Here is an 18664-nt window from a genome sequence, read left to right as displayed (position 1 = left end):
CAAAAGGGTGCAAGGCATATGCCAGCGCTATCGTTTTGTGCGGGCGCCTCGCTTGAGCCGCCGTTGCCCGGCTATAATCGCCGCCTCATTTCGTCGCCCGAGTCAAAGCCGCCCATGTACACCCTGGCCCGTGAACTGCTGTTCAAACTCTCCCCGGAAACTTCCCACGACCTGTCCCTGGACTTGATCGGCGCGGGCGGACGCCTCGGCCTAAACGGTTTGTTGTGCAAGGCCCCGGCAAAATTGCCGGTGACGGTCATGGGCCTGGAATTCCCCAACCCGGTCGGGTTGGCGGCGGGCCTGGACAAGAATGGCGCGGCCATCGACGGGTTCGCCCAGTTGGGTTTCGGTTTCGTGGAAATCGGCACCGTCACCCCCCGACCGCAGCCGGGCAACCCCAAGCCACGGCTTTTCCGCCTGCCGCAAGCCGAGGCGATCATCAACCGCATGGGGTTCAACAACCTGGGCGTCGATCATCTGCTGGCCCGTGTGGCCGCGGCCAAGTACAAGGGCGTGCTGGGCATCAACATCGGCAAGAATTTCGACACGCCGGTGGAGCGCGCCGTCGACGACTACCTGATTTGCCTGGACAAGGTCTACGCCCACGCCAGCTACGTGACCGTCAACGTCAGCTCCCCCAACACCCCGGGGCTGCGCAGCCTGCAGTTCGGTGATTCGCTCAAGCAACTGCTGGCCGACCTGGCCCGGCGTCGTGCAGAGCTGGCGTTGATTCACGGCAGGCACGTGCCGCTGGCGATCAAGATCGCCCCGGACATGACCGACGAAGAGACCACCCAGGTGGCCCAGGCCCTGATCGAGACGGGCATGGACGCAGTAATCGCCACCAACACGACCTTGGGTCGCGAAGGTGTCGAAGGGCTGGAACACGGTGACGAGGCGGGTGGCTTGTCTGGCGCTCCAGTGCGTGACAAGAGCACCCACACCGTGAAGGTGCTGGCCGCTGAATTGGCGGGGCGCTTGCCGATCATCGCCGCGGGCGGAATTACCGAAGGCCGCCACGCCGCCGAGAAGATCACCGCCGGGGCGAGCCTGGTGCAGATTTATTCGGGCTTTATCTACAAGGGGCCGGCGTTGATTCGTGAATCGGTGGATGCCATTGCGGCGTTGGGTTGATTCTGTGGGAGCAAAGCTTGCTCGCGATGCGGGCGCCTCGGTTCCAGACAGACCGCGTTGCCTTCATCGCGGGCAAGCCTTGCTCCCACAGCGTGTCGCCACAACAGTGTTTGCAGCCCAAGTTCATGAAACCCAGGCATTAAAAAGGGCTCCTCGAAGGAGCCCCCTGGGCCGTAGCCCGCCGTCCGGATGGGACGTGCGTGGTTAAATCGATATGGGTGTCAAATTGTCGAGTTCTTGAGTATTAAGCCCTGTGTCAGCCGACGGCGTGAAGTTCGTTGAGTCTATGGATACCCGCAGTGCCGGTCATACCGTCCCAGTTGTCGCCGCGTCCTTCTCGCCAGCCATTGATCCAGGCTTGACGTACCGACGGTAGAGTAAAGGGGCAAAGCTCACGGGATTTACCACCAACGCCATATTGGTAACCACGTAAAAATGCTCTTTCCAACGGATCACGCTTAAGTCTTCTCATAGGGTGTTGCCCTCACTTGTTGACTGTTACTTAGCGTCGACCTCTATCGAGGCCGGGGCAGAATCATTCTGCCGTTGGTGGCTCGTTGCCGGCGTGACGAGCCGAGGTGTTGACGCCGTTGCGACGTCAACCTGTGATGAGTTCTAACCAAAGCGTCACATGGATGGAATGATCGTTTTGTCATAAGCACGTAACAATAAAGATGTTAGGGCGATAAGTAACTTGATGTTCGTTGACCGCTTTTGAGCAAGACCCCTGTATGATCGGCCCTGCGCCGAAAGGGGTAGGTCTGGCTCGGATGAGAATGTCCTCCCGTTGCACTCGGGTACTATTCGACGAAAGGGTCGAGTTTTCACAATTTGTTGCACAGAATTTTTTTTCTGCCTTCGCATCTAAGCTCTTTTAACCTGAGCGGCGAGGGTGGCACGGCACACTTTCGTGCCACGCGGGTGCTCTTGAGAAAAGCACCTGATTGAACCCGGCCCGGCAATGCGTTGCCCGGTCCACTTAGCCAAAGGCTCTGGAAATCCCATGTCCGATCGTTTCGAACTCTTCCTCACCTGCCCCAAGGGCCTCGAAGGCCTGCTCATCGAGGAAGCCGTCGGGCTTGGCCTTGAAGAGGCGCGCGAGCACACCTCGGCCGTGCGCGGCATGGCCGACATGGAAACGGCGTATCGCCTGTGCCTGTGGTCGCGCCTGGCCAACCGCGTGTTGCTGGTACTCAAGCGCTTCCCGATGAAGGACGCCGAAGACCTGTACCACGGTGTGCTGGATGTCGACTGGCAAGACCACATGCTGGCCGATGGCACCCTGGCGGTGGAGTTCAGCGGCCACGGCTCGGGCATCGACAACACCCATTTCGGCGCCTTGAAGGTCAAGGACGCCATCGTCGACAAGCTGCGCACGCCGTCGGGCGAGCGGCCGTCCATCGACAAGCTCAACCCGGACCTGCGCATCCACCTGCGCCTGGACCGCGGCGAAGCGATCCTCTCCCTCGACCTCTCCGGCCACAGCCTGCACCAGCGCGGTTATCGCCTGCAGCAGGGCGCAGCGCCGCTGAAGGAAAACCTCGCCGCCGCGATCCTGATCCGCGCCGGTTGGCCGCGCATTGCCGCTGAAGGCGGGGCGCTGGCCGACCCGATGTGCGGCGTGGGCACGTTCCTGGTGGAAGCCGGGATGATCGCCGCCGACATGGCGCCGAACCTGCGCCGCCAGCAGTGGGGCTTCACCGCCTGGCTCGGCCATGTGCCGGCGTTGTGGAAGAAACTCCACGAAGAGGCCACCGACCGTGCCGCCGCCGGGCTGGCCAAGCCGCCGCTGTGGATTCGCGGCTACGAAGCCGACCCACGGCTGATCCAGCCGGGCCGCAACAACGTCGAACGTGCCGGCCTGAGCGAGTGGATCAAGATCTATCAAGGCGAAGTCGCCACCTTCGAGCCGCGTCCAGACCAGAACCAGAAGGGCCTGGTGATCTGCAACCCGCCGTACGGCGAGCGCCTGGGCGATGAGGCCAGCCTGCTTTACCTCTACCAGAACCTCGGCGAGCGTCTGCGCCAGGCCTGCTTGAACTGGGAAGCGGCGGTGTTCACCGGCGCGCCGGACCTGGGCAAGCGCATGGGCATTCGCAGCCACAAGCAGTATTCGTTCTGGAACGGTGCCTTGCCGTGCAAGTTGCTGCTGATCAAGGTGTTGCCGGACCAGTTCGTCACGGGTGAGCGTCGCACCCCGGAACAGCGTCAGGCCGAGCGTGAACAGGCCGCCTACGATCAGGCCCCCGAAGTACCGCAAGAGCGCCAGTACAACAAGAACGGCAACCCGATCAAGCCAGCACCGGTGCCGGCCCCGGTGGTCGAGCAGGCGCGGTTGAGCGAAGGCGGGCAGATGTTCGCCAATCGCCTGCAAAAAAACCTCAAGTTGCTGAGTAAGTGGGCCAAGCGTGAAGGCGTCGACTGCTATCGGGTCTACGATGCCGACATGCCGGAATATTCCATGGCCATCGACCTGTACCACGACTGGGTGCACGTCCAGGAATACGTCGCGCCGAAGTCCATCGATCCGGAAAAAGCCTCGGCCCGGCTGTTCGACGCCCTGGCGGCGATTCCCCAGGCGCTGAACGTGGACAAGAGCCGCGTGGTGATCAAGCGTCGCGAGCGCCAGAGCGGCACCAAGCAGTACGAGCGCCAGAGCGCCCAGGGCAAGTTCACCGAGGTCAACGAAGGTGGCGTGAAGCTGCTGGTCAACCTCACTGACTACCTGGACACCGGGCTGTTTCTCGACCATCGGCCGATGCGCCTGCGAATCCAGAAAGAGGCGGCCGGCAAGCGTTTCCTCAACCTGTTCTGCTACACCGCGACCGCCAGCGTCCACGCTGCCAAGGGTGGTGCTCGGAGCACCACCAGCGTCGACCTGTCGAAAACCTATCTGGATTGGGCACGGCGTAACCTGTCGCTCAATGGTTTTTCCGACAAGAACCGCCTGGAGCAGGGCGATGTGATGGCCTGGCTGGAAGCCAGCCGTGACGAGTACGACCTGATCTTCATCGACCCGCCGACTTTCTCCAACTCCAAGCGCATGGAAGGCGTGTTCGACGTGCAGCGCGACCATGTGCAGTTGCTGGACCTGGCCATGGCGCGCCTGGCGCCGGGCGGTGTGCTGTATTTTTCCAACAACTTCCGCAAGTTCCAGCTCGAGGACAACCTCGGCGAGCGTTATGCGGTGGAAGAAATCACCGCCAAGACGATCGATCCGGATTTCGCCCGCAACGGCAAGATCCACCGTGCCTGGAAGATCATGGCGCGTTGAGTCGGGGCTGATTGGATCCACGAAGCCTTGTAATTCAAGGCTTCTAGCCTCGTTTGGGGACTGGTCAAAGTGATGGCGAATAGCTATAACTTAGGCTGTGTCCAGGGCTGTGCCTATGCCTGGTTCCTTTCTGAGTTGTATTTATGGCATTGCATCAGGTACGTCCCAGGATCCTGGGCTTTATCAGCGAAGACGTGTCGGCCTGGCTGGTCGCTTCGCTGGTCCTGCTGGCCGGTATGTTCCTGACCGGGTTGCTGACCTGGGCGATGATGAACCTGTTCAATCAGCAATTGCGTCAGCGCTTCGAGCTGCAAGCCGAGGAGCGTTTCAGTCGCATCGAAGAACGATTCCAGGATCAGGAGCAACGCCTCGACAGCCTCAGGCGTTTCTTTGCCAACTCCGAAGGGGTCTCCAACAACGAATTCCGTGGTTACGCCGACGCACTGTTGCGTCGCACCCGGGCCTTCGCCTGGGCACCGAGGGTGCGGCCAGACGAACGGCCCGCATTCGAACAGCAGGCGCAGGCTGAAGGGGCCACTCAATTCACGATCCGCGAGGTGGACGGTAGCGGTGGCCTGCGACGGGCTGCCGAGCGGGACGAATACGCACCGCTGCTCTACATCCAGAGCCAGGCGTCCTATGGCACGCCGCTGGGCCTGGACCTGCTTTCCGAACCCTTGCGCCGGGCCGCCGTTGAGCGGGCCCGCCAGCGAGGCGGGCCGGTGGTCTCGCAGCCATTGGACCTGATGGGCGCCGACCCGGTATTTACCCGTGGGGTCCTGCTGGTTGCGCCGGTCATCCGGGAATCGGCCAGCGAACCGTTCGGCTACGTGGTGGCGGCCATCAGCATGCGGCAACTGGTGGGCGATGGACTGCCGGCGTCCGGCCACGACAATCTGTCGATGCGTATCATGGATTCGTCTACCCAAGACGGCGAGGAGGCGCTGTTCGAGTCCCGCAACCCGCCGGGCCAGAGCGATTTGGCGGCGACCCGCCTGTTGCGCCTGGCCGATCGCGACTACCGGGTGGAGCTGCGACCCAGCCGGGTGTTCCTGGCTACCAATCATTCTTCGGTCACCAGCATGGTGATATTCGGCGGTTTGCTCAGCCTGCTGCTCAGTGCGTTGCTCTATGTGCTGGTCAGCCAGCGGCAGCGGGCCTTGAAACTGGTGGAGCAGCGTACCCGTGAACTGCGCGCCCGGGAGCAGGAGCTGCGCGGTACTCATGGCCAGTTGCGCGGTGTGCTGGATGCCGCGACCCAGGTCGCGATCATCGCCACTGACCTGCGTGGCGTCATTACCACCTTCAATGCCGGGGCCGAACAGATGCTCGGTTACCCGAGCTGCGAGGTCCTGCAGAGCATGACCCTGGAGAGCCTGCATGTGCCGCGCGAACTCCAGGCCCGCGCCGCCCAGCTCGGTGCGCGCTTTGGCAAGCCGATTCCCACCTGCCACGCGATGCTGCTCGAGGGCGGCGAGCAGGGCGGGCAACAGGCGCGGGAGTGGACCCTGGTGCGCCGCGATGGCAGTCACTTGACCGTGAACATGCTTGCCACACCGATGCTCGATGACCAGGGGTTGTGGGTCGGGCACCTGGCGATCTGCATCGACATCACCGAACGCAAGCGCGTCCACGAAGCATTGGCCGCCCGTGACCTGTTGCTGAAAAAGCTCAGCGCCCATGTGCCCGGTGGCATCTACCAGTTCAGAATGGATTTCAACGGTCGCTTCAGCGTGATCTATGCCAGCGACGGCATTCGCGACATCTATGAATTGGAACCCGATGTACTGGTGCAGAACGCCGAGGCGATTTTCTCGCGCATTCACCCGTTGGACAGCACGCGCGTCCGCGCTTCGATTCGCGCTTCGGCCCACACCTTGAGCCCGTGGCGGGAAGAGTACCGGGTGCAACTGCCTTTGCGCGGCCTGCGCTGGGTACGCGGCGAGGCCACGCCCGAGGAGCTGCCCGGCGGCGGGGTGTTGTGGCACGGCTATATCTCGGATATTTCCGACCTCAAGCGCGTGGAAGAAGAACTGCGGGCCTTGTCCGTGACCGACGCCCTGACCGGTATTCGCAACCGTCGCTATTTCCAGGACCGCCTGACTTCGGAGATGGCTCGGGTCGAGCGCGGTTCCGGAGGGCTGGCGGTCATCATGCTCGACATCGACCACTTCAAGCGCATCAACGACCAGCATGGCCACGCAGTGGGCGACCGGGTGTTGCAGGCCGTCTGTCAGCGCGTCGCCCAACGGTTGCGGCGCACCGATGTGTTCTGCCGGCTGGGTGGAGAAGAGTTCGTGGTGCTGTGCCCGGACACCGACAGCGACAGCGCCTACAGCTTGGCATTGGAGCTGTGGGAAGGCTTGCGGGCGGCGCCCATCGAGGGTGTGGGGTTTGTCACCGCCAGCTTCGGTATCGCCACCTGGCGTGCCGGGGAGGGTGCCGATGCGTTGCTGCTAAGGGCTGACTCGGGCGTGTATGCGGCCAAGCAGGCCGGGCGGGATCGGGTTGAGGTGCAGTTGGGCTAGCCACATATCATCGCGATATCGATGGTTCAGTTGATGAATAGGCTGACCTACCGAATCGCGCGCAGACTCGCTCCCACATTGGGTTTGTGCTGGATTAGAGCGCCGAAGCCGTCTGCGGCAGTTTCGGCTGGCGATACAGGTCCAGCAGCACCTGGTCCAGCACCGATGAAGCGCCCCAGGGCTTTGGATCGTTGAGAATCGCCACCACCGCCCAGGTGTTGCCATTGATGTCACGGCTGTAGCCGGCGATGGCGCGGACGGTGTTCAGGGTGCCGGTCTTGACGTGGGCTTCGCCGGCCATGGCGGTGGTCTTCAGGCGTTTGCGCATGGTGCCGTCGGTGCCGGCAATCGGCATCGAACTGATGAATTCCGCCGAGTACGGGCTGCGCCAGGCGGCTTGCAGCATGGCCGCCATTTCCCGGGCGCTGACTCGTTCGGCACGGGACAGGCCGGAACCATTCTCCATCACCAGGTGCGGCGCGGTGATGCCTTTCTTGGCCAACCACTGGCGCACCACCCGTTGCGCGGCCTTGGCGTCATCACCGTCGGCTTCGTTACGGAACTGCGCGCCGAGGCTCAGGAACAACTGCTGGGCCATGGTGTTGTTACTGTATTTGTTGATGTCGCGGATGATCTCCGCCAGGTCCGGGGAGAATGCCCGGGCCAGCACCTTGGCGCTGCTCGGGGTCGCGGCCAGGCGGTCCTTGCCCTGGATGCTGCCGCCCAGCTCTTTCCAGATCGCCCGCACCGCGCCTGCGGTGTAGGTAGCATGGTCCAGCAGCGACAGGTAGGTCTGGGAGCTGCAACCGTCACCGAGCTGGCCGCCGACGGTCACCGTCACGCTGCCGTCCGTCTGGGCCACCGGGTTGTAGCGCACACCGCCGGCGCATTGCTTGGAGTTGACGGCCTTGACCTGGTTGTCGATGCGAATGCTCGCAATCGGCGGCTCCACCGACACCAGCACCCGGCCGCCGTCGTTACGGGCGACGAAGCGCAGGGCCTTGAGGTTGACCAGCAACGAGTCCGGCTTGACCAGGAACGGTTTATTTTCGTCGTTGCCGTCGTCGTTGAATTCGGGCAGTTGCGGCTGGATGAAGAAACCACGGTCCAGTACCAGGTCGCCGGTAACCTGCTGCACGCCGTTGGCTCGCAGGTCGCGCATCAGCAGCCAGAGTTTTTCCATGTTCAGCTTGGGGTCGCCGCCGCCCTTGAGGTACAGGTTGCCGTTGAGGATCCCGCCGTTGAGAGTGCCGTCGGTGTAGAACTCGGTTTTCCACTGGTGATTGGGGCCGAGCATTTCCAGGGCCGCGTAGGTGGTCACCAGCTTCATGGTGGACGCCGGGTTCACCGAGACGTCGGCGTTGTACAGGGTCGGAGTGCCGGGGCCGTTGAGTGGCACCATCACCAGGGACAGCGCGTCGTTCTGCAGCTTGCTGTTCTTGAGGGCCTTTTGCACATTGGGCGACAGGGCAGTGTTGATCGTGGCGGCGTGGGCGGTGACAGGGAGGGCCAGGGGAAGAAGAAGGCTGGCCAGAAGCAGTGGACGCAAAGATTTGATCATTTGAAATAAAACCCTACGGGCGAGGGGGAAATAACGAGGACATGAAAATGAACGTCCTCAACGGTCATGAAAGTGTCGGCATTATGCCCCAAGCCGCAACGGCTGGGGCCGTGCCTGAGCCCTTCGGCTGCTATTTTTTACCGACGGTAGGTCGATACGCCCGATCAGTCGGGCAATCGACGCACCAAACTGGTAAAGTGCCGGCCGTTATTACTTATGAGGATTGTTCCAATGGCGACTAACCGTTCCCAGCGTCTGCGCAAAAAACTGTGCGTGGATGAATTTCAAGAGCTGGGTTTCGAACTGAACCTGGATTTCAAAGAAGATCTGGCCGATGAGGCTATTGACGCTTTCCTCGACGCTTTCCTGAAAGAAGCCATGGAAGCCAACGGCCTGGGCTACGTCGGCGGCGACGACTACGGTCTGGTTTGCCTGCAGAAGCGTGGCTCGGTTTCCGAAGAGCAGCGCGCTGCCGTTGAAGCCTGGCTCAAGGCGCGTCCTGAGCTGACCAGCGTTGAAGTCAGCCCGCTGATGGACGTTTGGTACCCGGAAAAGCCGATCAATCAGAAATAAGCTGCAAGCGGTGAGCTTCAAGCTGCAAGTCTAAGTGCTTGAAGCTTGAAGCTTGAAGCTTGAAGCTTGAAGCTTGAAGCTTCAAGCTTCAAGCGCTACGCCAGTTCAGGATCAGCAAGGTCAACACCCCCGCCACAATCCCCCAGAACGCCGAACCGATGGAGAACAGCGTCAGCCCCGACGCCGTGACCATGAAGGTGATCAGTGCCGCTTCCCGCTCCTTCACTTCGCTCATGGCGATGCTCAAACCGTTGATGATCGACCCGAACAGCGCCAAGGCCGCGATGGACAGCACCAGTTCCTTGGGCAGCGCCGCGAACAACGCCGCCAGGGTAGCGCCGAACACTCCGGCAATCCCGTAGAAGATCCCGCACCAGACCGCCGCCGTGTAGCGCTTGTTGCGATCTTCGTGGGCGTGGGGGCCGGTGCAGATCGCCGCGCTGATGGCCGCCAGGTTGATCCCATGGGAACCGAACGGTGCCAGCAGCAGCGAAGCGATGCCGGTGCTGGTGATCAGCGGCGAGGCCGGCACGTTATAACCGTCGGCCCGTAGCACGGCGATGCCGGGCATGTTCTGCGAGGTCATCGCCACCACGAACAACGGAATGCCGATGCTGATGGTGGCCGCCAGGGAAAAGTGCGGCGTGGTCCAGACCGGTGTCGCGACTTCCAGGGCAAAGCCGCTGAAGTCCAACAGCCCCATCAGGCCCGACAGCGCCGTACCGATCAACAGTGCCGCCAGCACCGCGTAACGTGGCGACAGGCGCTTGACGATCAGGTAGGTGAAAAACATCCCCAGCACCAGGCCGGTTCGATGCTGGGTGGCGATAAAAATCTCGCTGCCGATCTTGAACAGGATTCCCGCCAGCAACGCCGCCGCCAGCGAGGCCGGAATACGTTTGACCAGGCGCTCGAAACTGCCGGTCAGGCCACAGATCGTCACCAATACTGCACAGGTGATATAGGCGCCGATGGCCTCGCCATAACTCACGCCGCCCAGGCTGGTGATCAGCAGCGCCGCGCCGGGTGTCGACCAGGCGATGGTGATCGGTGTGCGATAGCGCAGCGACAACCCGATGGAACACACCGCCATGCCGATGGAAATCGCCCAGATCCACGAGGAAATCTGCCCGCTGGTCAGCCCTGCCGCTTGCCCGGCCTGGAACATCAGCACCAGGGAACTGGTGTAGCCGGTCATCATCGCAATGAACCCGGCGACGATGGCTGAAGGTGAGGTATCGGCCAATGGACGAAGTGGTGTGGTCGTGACTTCGGTCATGGTGGGCGGTGGTCCTTGTTGTAGATTGACTGGGCTTGATCGCGCCGCAGGTTTTGGGTTTGAAGCCTAAACTCAACGCAGTAGCCGATTGCAATACAGCCATGCCCGCAAACAGCCGTACAGTCGTGTTGCCATCAGAGGTTGTGTACAATCGAGCTGTTTTTTACGCGATACTTGCCAGCGACCCGCTGTGCCGTATTACAGTCACGGTCAATTCGCCGCAGTTCTCCCGACTCGAGTGCCCATGAACGAACAGTTGCAACCCCTCAAGAAACAACCGCGAGCCGGTAAAGCCGGGCGCAGCGGAACCCAGGACGATATTGTCTATGCGCATATCTTCGAGGCCATCCTCGAACAACGCCTGGCGCCCGGTACAAAGTTGAGCGAAGAGGCACTGGGGGAGATTTTCGGGGTCAGCCGCACGATCATTCGTCGGGCGCTGTCACGCCTGGCCCACGAAGGCGTGGTGTTGCTGCGGCCCAACCGCGGTGCCGTGGTGGCGAGCCCGAGTGTCGAAGAGGCTCGCCAGGTATTCATGGCCCGGCGCCTGGTGGAAAGGGCGATCACCGAACTGGCGGTGCAGCATGCCACGGCCGAACAATTGGCTGAGCTGCGGCAGATGGTCAGCGACGAGCGCGACAGTTTCTCCCGTGGCGACCGCGGCGCCGGCATCCGCTTGTCGGGCGAGTTCCACCTCAAGCTGGCCGAAGCGGCGAAGAACGCCCCGCTGATCAGCTTCCAGCGCAGCCTGGTGTCCCAGACGTCGCTGATCATCGCCCAGTACGAAAGCGGCAACCGTTCCCACTGTTCCTATGACGAACACACCCAGTTGATCGACGCCATCGAGGCTCGCGATGCGACGCTGGCAGTGGACCTGATGATGCATCACATGGACCACATCGACAGCAAGCTCAACCTCGACGAGGAAAGCGCGTCGGATGACTTGCATGCGGTGTTCTCGCACCTGCTGCAGAGCAAGAAGCCCGGGCGGTCGACCGCTAAGCTCTAACCCCCGACCCTGATCGTTCCCACGCTCCGCGTGGGAACGCAGCCCGGGACGCTCCGCGTCCCAAAAGCCGAACGCAGAGCGTCCGTTGAGGCATTCCCACGCAGAGCGTGGGAACGATCAAAAACCTACCGCTGATGCACCAACTTGCCGGCCGCATACGTCTGCGCCACCGTCCGGTCATCCCCCAGCGTCATCAACACGAACAACCGCTCGGCAATGTCCTTGGCCTGCTTGAGGCGGTAGCCCAGCAGCGGTGTGGCGTTGTAGTCCAGTACCAGGAAATCCGCGTCGGTACCCGGCTGCAACGTCCCGATCTTGTCCTCCAGGCGCAGGGCCCGGGCGCCGCCGAGGGTGGCCAGGTACAGCGACTTGAACGGGCTCAGCCGCGCGCCCTGCAACTGCATCACCTTGTAGGCTTCGTTCAGGGTTTGCAGCAGCGAAAAACTGGTGCCGCCACCCACGTCGGTACCCAATCCCACGTTCACTTTGTGTTTCTCGGCCATCGGCAGGTTGAACAGGCCGCTGCCGAGGAAAAAGTTCGAGGTCGGGCAGAAGGCGATGGCCGAACCGGTCTCGGCCAGGCGAGCGCATTCGTCGTCACATAAGTGCACGCCATGGGCGAACACTGAGCGCTCGCCGAGCAACTGGTAGTGATCGTAGACGTCCAGATAACCCTTGCGCTCGGGGAACAGCTCCTTGACCCACTGCACCTCCTGCAGGTTCTCGCTGATGTGAGTCTGCATGTACAAGTCTGGGTATTGCCCCAGCAACTGACCGGCCAGGGCCAGTTGTTCCGGGGTGCTGGTGGGGGCGAAGCGCGGGGTCACCGCGTAGTGCAGGCGGCCCTTGCCGTGCCAGCGCTCGATCAGCGCCTTGCTCTCGGTGTAGCTGGATTCGGCGGTGTCGACCAGGTAGTCCGGGGCGTTGCGGTCCATCATCACTTTGCCGGCGATCATCCGCAGATCAAGCTTCTGGGCCACTTCAAAAAACGAATTCACCGATTGCGGGTGCACGCTGCCGAACACCAGCGCGGTGGTGGTGCCGTTGCGCAGCAATTCCTTGACGAAAATATCGGCCACGGCATCGGCGTGGGTCTTGTCGGCGAACTGGCTTTCGCAGGGGAAAGTGTAGGTGTTGAGCCAGTCCAGCAATTGCTCGCCATAAGCACCGACCATGCCGGTTTGTGGCAGGTGGATGTGGGTGTCGATCAAACCTGGCGTGATCAGCGCGTCCGGGTAATGAGTGACTTCGATGTCCGCTGCCAGGGTCGGCAGCAGGTCATGGGCGTGGCCGATGGCACTGATCTGGCCGTTTTCCACCACCAGCAAACCGTCTGCGAAATATTCATAGGACGCCTCGATACCGACTTCGGCCGGGTCGGCGAGGCTTTGGAGCAGGGCGGCGCGGTAGGCTTTGCGTGTCAGGGGCATGGGAATTCTCAACGAGTGTTCAACGGTTTGCCTGGCTACGGCGCGAGGCCGGCAGCAGCTTGGCAATCGGTTCGGCGCGGGCGGTGTGCTGGCCGAAATCGGCGTTATAGGTGGCGATGATTTCGCCGGCGATGGAGATGGCGATTTCCACAGGCAATTTGCCTTTGACTTCGCCGATGCCCATCGGGCAACGCATGCGCTGCAAGGTGCTGCTGTCAAAACCACGTCCACGCAGGCGATGCTCGAACTTGACCCGTTTGGTCTTCGAGCCGATCAGGCCGAAGTAGGCAAAGTCGTTGCGCTTGAGGATCGCAGCGCTCAGTTCCAGGTCGAGCTGATGGTTGTGGGTCATGACGATGCAGTAGCTGCCGACGGGTAATTCGTCGACTTCATCCAGTGGCTCCTCGGTGACGATCTTGCGCACGCCATGGGGCAGCTGTTCGGGGAATTCCGCCTCCCGTGAGTCGATCCAGCGCACCTTGCAGGGCAGGCTCGCCAGCAGCGGCACCAGGGCGCGGCCGACGTGGCCGGCGCCGAACACGGCGATCTGCGCCTGGACCTGGCCCATGGGTTCGAACAGCAGCACGGTGACGCCGCCGCAGCACTGGCCCAGGCTCGCACCGAGACTGAAGCGCTCCAGATGGGTGTTCTGCTGGCCGCTGGCGAGCATGTGCCGGGCGATTTCCATGGCCTTGAATTCCAGGTGTCCGCCACCGATGGTGTCGAACGTCTGGCTGGCGCTGATGACCATCTTCGAACCGGCGTTGCGTGGGGTGGAGCCGAGCTCTTCGATGATTGTCACCAGCACGCACGGTTCACCGCGGGTTTGCAGGTCGGCGAGGGCGCTGATCCAGTTGTACATATTTCACCTCGACATCTTTGTTGTCTGTTCCGGCCTCATCGCGAGCAAGCTCGCTCCCACAGGGGATTTGTGAACACCGACCCAATGTGGGAGCGAGCTTGCTCGCGATTGGCCGCGCCGCGGTCTAAAGCGAAGCCAACTCGGTTTCAGCTTCCCCAACCTCCACCGCCCTCAACTCGCGCATCTGCTCACACCCCCACAACACCCGCTCCGGCGTTGCCGGGGCGTCGATGTTCGGTTGGTGCTGGTAATCCCCCAGGCTCGCCACGGCGTCCTTGATCGCGCACCACGCGGCGATGCCGAGCATGAACGGCGGCTCGCCCACGGCCTTGGAGTGGAACACCGTGTCTTCGGGGTTCTTGCGGTTTTCCACCAGCTTGACCCGCAGGTCCAGCGGCATGTCGGCCACGGCGGGGATCTTGTAGCTGGCCGGGCCGCAGGTCTCTAGCTTGCCCTTGTCGTTCCACACCAGCTCTTCCATGGTCAGCCAGCCCATGCCCTGGATGAAACCACCCTCGACCTGGCCGATGTCGATGGCCGGGTTCAGCGAGGCGCCGACGTCGTGGAGGATGTCAGTGCGCAGCATCTTGTACTCGCCGGTGAGGGTGTCGACGATCACCTCGGCACAGGCCGCGCCATAGGCGTAGTAGTAGAACGGTCGGCCGCGGGCCTGGCTGCGGTCGTAGTAGATTTTCGGGGTCTTGTAGAAGCCGGTGCTCGACAGCGAGACCTGGGCGAAATACGCCTGCTGCACCAGCGCCTCGAAGGTCAGGATGTGATCGCGCACCCGCACATGGCCGTTGTGGAATTCCACATCTTCTTCGCTGACCTTGTACTGTCGCGCGGCGAATTCCACCAGGCGCCGCTTGATGGTTTCGGCGGCGTTCTGCGCGGCCTTGCCGTTCAGGTCGGCACCGCTGGAGGCGGCGGTGGGCGAAGTGTTCGGCACCTTGTCGGTGTTGGTCGCGGTGATTTGCACGCGGTCCATTTCCACCTGGAACACCTCGGCCACCACTTGCGCGACCTTGGTGTTCAGGCCCTGGCCCATTTCGGTGCCGCCATGGTTGAGGTGGATGCTGCCGTCGGTGTAGACGTGGATCAAGGCGCCGGCCTGGTTGAGGAAACTGGCGGTAAAGGAAATGCCGAACTTGACCGGGGTCAGCGCCAGGCCCTTTTTCAGGATCGGGCTATTGGCGTTGTAGCGACGGATCGCTTCGCGGCGCTCGGCGTACTGGCTGCTTTCTTCAAGTTCGGCGGTCATTTCCTCGAGCATGTTGTGCTCGACGGTCTGGTAGTAATGGGTGACGTTGCGTTCGGTCTTGCCGTAATAGTTGGCCTTGCGCACCGCCAGCGGATCGAGCCCCAGGTGTCGGGCGATGGCGTCCATCACCTCTTCGATGGCGACCATGCCTTGGGGCCCGCCGAAACCGCGGTAAGCGGTGTTCGACGCGGTGTTGGTCTTGCAGCGGTGGCCGTTGATGGTCGCATCGCCCAGGTAGTAGGCGTTGTCGGCATGGAACATTGCCCGGTCGACGATCGAGGCCGACAGGTCCGGCGAGCAACCGCAGTTGCCGGCCAGTTCCAGGGCGATGCCGTGCAGGCGCCCGGTGCTGTCGAAGCCGACGTCGTATTCGATGTAGAAGGGATGACGCTTGCCGGTCATCAGCATGTCTTCGACACGGGGCAGGCGCATCTTGGTTGGCTGGCCGGTGAGGTGCGCGATGACGGCGCACAGGCACGCCGGGCTGGCGGCCTGGGTTTCCTTGCCGCCAAAGCCGCCGCCCATGCGCCGCATGTCCACCACGACTTTGTTCATCGACACGCCCAGCACCTCGGCCACCAGTTTTTGCACTTCAGTGGGGTTCTGGGTCGAGCAGTAGACGAGCATGCCGCCGTCTTCGGTGGGCATCACCGAGGAAATCTGGGTTTCCAGGTAAAAGTGTTCCTGGCCGCCGATGTGCAGCGAGCCCTGGATGCGATGTTCGGCGCTCGCCAGTGCCGTGGCCGAATCGCCGCGCTGGTGGGTGTGGCTGTCGAGCACGAAGTGCCGCCTGCGCAGGGCCTCGACCACGTCCAGCACCGGTTCCAGGTCTTCGTATTCGACGATGGCCGCCATCGCCGCCTTGCGCGCGGTGTCCAGGTCTTTGGCGGCGACGGCCAGCACCGGTTGGCCGACGAACTGCACGTCATCGATGGCCAGCAACGGATCGCCGGGCAGCAGCGGGCCGATGTCCTTCAGGCCGGGGATGTCTTGGTGGGTGATGGCGATGCGCACGCCTTCGAAGGCGTAGCAGGGCGTGGTATCGATGCGCAGGATCCGGGCGTGGGCGCGGTCCGACAGCCGGGCATAGACGTGCAACTGGTTCGGAAATTCCAGGCGGTCATCGATGTACTGGGCCTCGCCGGACACGTGCTTGGCGGCGCTGTCGTGCTTGACGCTGCGGCCCACGCCGGTGGTCAGGTCGCGGGCGAACAGCTCGGCGAGTTCGGCTTGGGTCTTCTCGACGGTGTGATGGTTAGACATAAGCGGTCACCCGAGTCTCGATGTGCGGCGTTTGCAGTTCGATGAAGTATTTGCGCAGCAAGTTGCGGGCGCTGAGCAGGCGGTATTCCTTGCTGGCGCGGAAGTCCGACAGCGGCGTGAAATCCTCGGCCAGGGCTGCGCAGGCGCGTTCAATGGTGCTGTCGGTCCACGGCGCACCGATCAATACCGCTTCGCAATGCTTGGCGCGTTTTGGGGTCGCGGCCATGCCGCCGAAGGCCACGCGGGCGTCGCGGACCACGTCGTTGTCGATGCGCAGGTTGAACGCCGCGCATACGGCGGAAATGTCGTCGTCCAGGCGCTTGGAGACCTTGTAGGCGCGGAACGCCTGTTCGGCGCTGGCTCGCGGCACGATGATCTTTTCGATGAATTCGCTTTCCTGGCGGGCGGTGACCCGGTAGTCGATGAAATAGTCTTCCAGGGCCAGGGTGCGGCGGGTCTGGCCCTTGCACAGCACGATCTGCGCGCCGAGGGCGATCAGCAGCGGTGGCGAGTCGCCAATCGGTGAGGCGTTGCCGATGTTGCCGCCCAGGGTGCCCTGGTTGCGGATCTGCAGTGAAGCGAAGCGCTGCAGCAGTTCGCCAAAGTCCGGGTATTCGGCTTTCAAGGCCTCGTAGCAATCGGAGAGTGCGGCAGCTGCGCCGATCTCCAGGCGCTCGTCGAAACGTTCGATGCGCTTGAGTTCGGCGACGTTGCCCACGTAGATCATCACCGGAAGGGTGCGGTGAAATTGCGTGACTTCCAGGGCCAGGTCCGTGCCGCCGGCCAGCAGGCGCGCCTGGGGATAGGCGTCGTAGAGATCGGCCAGGTCGGCGACGGTCAGCGGCACCAGGCAGCGTTTGTCGCCGCTGTTGAGCTCACCGGTCTCGGTCGGGGCGATGGCTTTGAGACGGGCGATGGTCTCGGCCTCACGGGCATCGAACTGGTCCGCCTGCTTGCCACAGCAGGCCTGCTCGGCGGCGGCCAGGATCGGCCGGTAGCCGGTGCAACGGCAGAGGTTGCCGGCCAGGGCTTCGTGGGCTTTATGGGCGTCGGGTTGTTCGCTGTTCTTTTGCAGGGCGAACAGCGACATGACGAAGCCCGGTGTGCAGAAGCCGCATTGCGAGCCGTGGCAATCGACCATCGCCTGCTGGACGCTGTGCAGTTGGCCCTGGTGCTTGAGGTCTTCGACGCTGATCAGTTGCTTGCCGTGCAGGGACGAGACGAAGGTCAGGCATGCATTGAGGCTGCGATAGCGAATGCGTTCGCGGCCATTGGCGTCCGTTTCCAATTCGCCTGCCACCACGGTACACGCGCCACAGTCGCCACTGGCGCAGCCTTCTTTGGTGCCTGGTTTGCCAACGTGTTCGCGCAAATAGTTGAGCACGGTCAGGTTCGGGTCCAGGGCGTGCTCGCTACGGAGTTCCTGGTTGAGTAAAAACTGGATCACGGAAGGCCTCGCAGACTCATTATTGTTGTATCGACGTGAGCTGAATTTATCAGTTCTGACTTTTCGGTCAATGATTTTCTGACTTAAAGGTCAAGAAATGCCACTTGGTCGATGAACAACGATCTATGGACACTGTAGAACCCTGTGGGAGCCGGGCTTGCTCGCGATGACGGCGGTACATTCAGTATGGATGCAAGATGACAGACCGCTATCGCGAGCAAGCTCGCTCCCACAGGTTCTTCCACAGGTTCTGTTTCAGCAGGAAAGCTCAAACTTTTTTTGCTTGAATCGTGCCAAAAACCCAGTACAGGCCCTGCGCCATGACGTATCGAGTGCGCTACACTGCGCCGCTTGTGCAGATCGAAGAGTTTGAAGGACAACCATGACGTTCAAGGCCCCGGACAGCCTCGCCGAGCAAATCGCCCATCACCTCGCCGAACGCATCATTCGCGGCGAAATGAAACCGGGAGAGCGCATCCAGGAGCAGAAGGTCACGCTGGCGCTCAACGTCAGCCGCGGCTCGGTCCGCGAGGCCTTGCTGATCCTGGAGCGACGCCACTTGATCGCGATCCTGCCGCGCCGCGGCGCCCACGTCACCGAACTTACCGAGCACAAGGTGCGCAGCCTCTGCACGCTGATGAGCGAGCTGTACATCCTGCTGGGCAACGCCGTGGCCCATGGTTGGAAAGAGCAGGCCGACATGGCGCCGTTCGTGGCGATCCAGCAGCGTCTCAACGACGCCTACGCGCGCCAGGATATCCGTACCTTCGTCGATGAAAGCTTCAGCGTGATGCGCGCCGCCTATCCCTTTGCCAACAACCCGTATTTGCAGGAAACCGTCGAGAACCTGCAACCGGCCATGAGCCGTGCCTATTTCCTGGCCCTGGACCAGCGCAAGGCGGAAATGAGCGAGTTCCTCGACCTGTTCCAGCGCCTGCTCGCCGCCGTGCTGGCCCGTGATTTACCGCAGATCCGCATCGTGCTCACGGCCTACGCCCAGCGCAGTTGCGACCTGGTGGTCTCTGCCCTGACGAAGGCCTGAA

13 protein-coding genes are annotated in these 18664 nt (G+C 62.3%); 6 read left to right on the top strand and 7 right to left on the bottom strand.

Going from position 1 to position 18664, the window contains the following annotated elements:
* The first annotated feature begins 114 nt into the window (after positions 1–114).
* Entirely contained in the window at positions 115–1134 is a 1020-nt protein-coding gene (locus tag ASC85_RS29565; protein ID WP_003199543.1) for a quinone-dependent dihydroorotate dehydrogenase, read from the top strand.
* Positions 1135–1390: 256 nt separating this feature from the next.
* Here ASC85_RS29565 and rmf read toward each other — a convergent pair whose 3' ends face one another.
* Positions 1391–1606 (bottom strand): ribosome modulation factor, encoded by a 216-nt coding sequence (rmf, locus tag ASC85_RS31950; RefSeq protein WP_003223300.1) that lies wholly within the window; start codon positions 1604–1606, stop codon positions 1391–1393.
* A gap of 531 nt (positions 1607–2137) precedes the next feature.
* Between rmf and rlmKL the strand changes: the two genes are divergently transcribed.
* On the top strand, positions 2138–4408 hold the full coding sequence (rlmKL, locus tag ASC85_RS29560; RefSeq protein WP_057452438.1) for a bifunctional 23S rRNA (guanine(2069)-N(7))-methyltransferase RlmK/23S rRNA (guanine(2445)-N(2))-methyltransferase RlmL: 2271 nt from the start codon (positions 2138–2140) through the stop codon (positions 4406–4408).
* 143 nt (positions 4409–4551) lie between these two features.
* Complete coding sequence (locus ASC85_RS29555; RefSeq protein ID WP_057452437.1) at positions 4552–6936, top strand: sensor domain-containing diguanylate cyclase; 2385 nt, start codon at positions 4552–4554, stop codon at positions 6934–6936.
* A gap of 94 nt (positions 6937–7030) precedes the next feature.
* Here the strand turns inward: ASC85_RS29555 and dacB are convergent, their stop codons facing one another.
* A complete protein-coding gene (gene dacB, locus ASC85_RS29550) occupies positions 7031–8497 on the bottom strand; it encodes a D-alanyl-D-alanine carboxypeptidase/D-alanyl-D-alanine endopeptidase (RefSeq protein WP_057452436.1) in 1467 nt (488 codons plus the stop codon).
* Positions 8498–8728: 231 nt separating this feature from the next.
* Between dacB and ASC85_RS29545 the strand changes: the two genes are divergently transcribed.
* On the top strand, positions 8729–9070 hold the full coding sequence (locus ASC85_RS29545; RefSeq protein ID WP_057452435.1) for a YggL family protein: 342 nt from the start codon (positions 8729–8731) through the stop codon (positions 9068–9070).
* A gap of 88 nt (positions 9071–9158) precedes the next feature.
* Here the strand turns inward: ASC85_RS29545 and ASC85_RS29540 are convergent, their stop codons facing one another.
* Positions 9159–10349, bottom strand: a complete 1191-nt coding sequence (locus tag ASC85_RS29540; protein WP_057452434.1) for a benzoate/H(+) symporter BenE family transporter — start codon at positions 10347–10349, stop codon at positions 9159–9161.
* Positions 10350–10593: 244 nt separating this feature from the next.
* On the opposite strand from ASC85_RS29540, the gene ASC85_RS29535 reads away from it, so the two are divergent.
* Positions 10594–11358 carry a GntR family transcriptional regulator gene (locus tag ASC85_RS29535; RefSeq protein WP_003183531.1) on the top strand — a complete coding sequence of 255 codons (765 nt, stop codon included), beginning with the start codon at positions 10594–10596 and terminating at the stop codon, positions 11356–11358.
* A 125-nt stretch (positions 11359–11483) separates the two neighbouring features.
* Here ASC85_RS29535 and guaD read toward each other — a convergent pair whose 3' ends face one another.
* The 4 genes from guaD to xdhA all read right to left on the bottom strand — a co-directional run bounded on the left by guaD (position 11484) and on the right by xdhA (position 17621).
* The gene (gene guaD / locus ASC85_RS29530) at positions 11484–12788 is read right to left on the bottom strand and encodes a guanine deaminase (protein ID WP_057452433.1); all 1305 of its coding nucleotides are present in this window, start codon (positions 12786–12788) and stop codon (positions 11484–11486) included.
* Positions 12789–12807: 19 nt separating this feature from the next.
* On the bottom strand, positions 12808–13650 hold the full coding sequence (gene xdhC, locus ASC85_RS29525; RefSeq protein ID WP_057452432.1) for a xanthine dehydrogenase accessory protein XdhC: 843 nt from the start codon (positions 13648–13650) through the stop codon (positions 12808–12810).
* Positions 13651–13774: 124 nt separating this feature from the next.
* A complete protein-coding gene (gene xdhB / locus ASC85_RS29520; RefSeq protein WP_057452431.1) occupies positions 13775–16174 on the bottom strand; it encodes a xanthine dehydrogenase molybdopterin binding subunit in 2400 nt (799 codons plus the stop codon).
* Complete coding sequence (gene xdhA, locus ASC85_RS29515; RefSeq protein WP_057452430.1) at positions 16167–17621, bottom strand: xanthine dehydrogenase small subunit; 1455 nt, start codon at positions 17619–17621, stop codon at positions 16167–16169. Before xdhA ends, xdhB begins: the two co-directional genes overlap by 8 nt.
* Before the next feature lie 382 nt (positions 17622–18003).
* Here xdhA and ASC85_RS29510 point away from each other — a divergent pair, with 382 nt between their 5' ends.
* Complete coding sequence (locus ASC85_RS29510) at positions 18004–18663, top strand: GntR family transcriptional regulator (RefSeq protein WP_053186814.1); 660 nt, start codon at positions 18004–18006, stop codon at positions 18661–18663.
* The last annotated feature ends 1 nt before the right edge of the window (position 18664 follow it).

Source organism: Pseudomonas sp. Root401 (genome assembly GCF_001425105.1).
In the GTDB taxonomy this organism is placed as follows: domain Bacteria; phylum Pseudomonadota; class Gammaproteobacteria; order Pseudomonadales; family Pseudomonadaceae; genus Aquipseudomonas; species Aquipseudomonas brassicacearum.
This window is presented reverse-complemented; position numbering and strand designations above follow the sequence as displayed.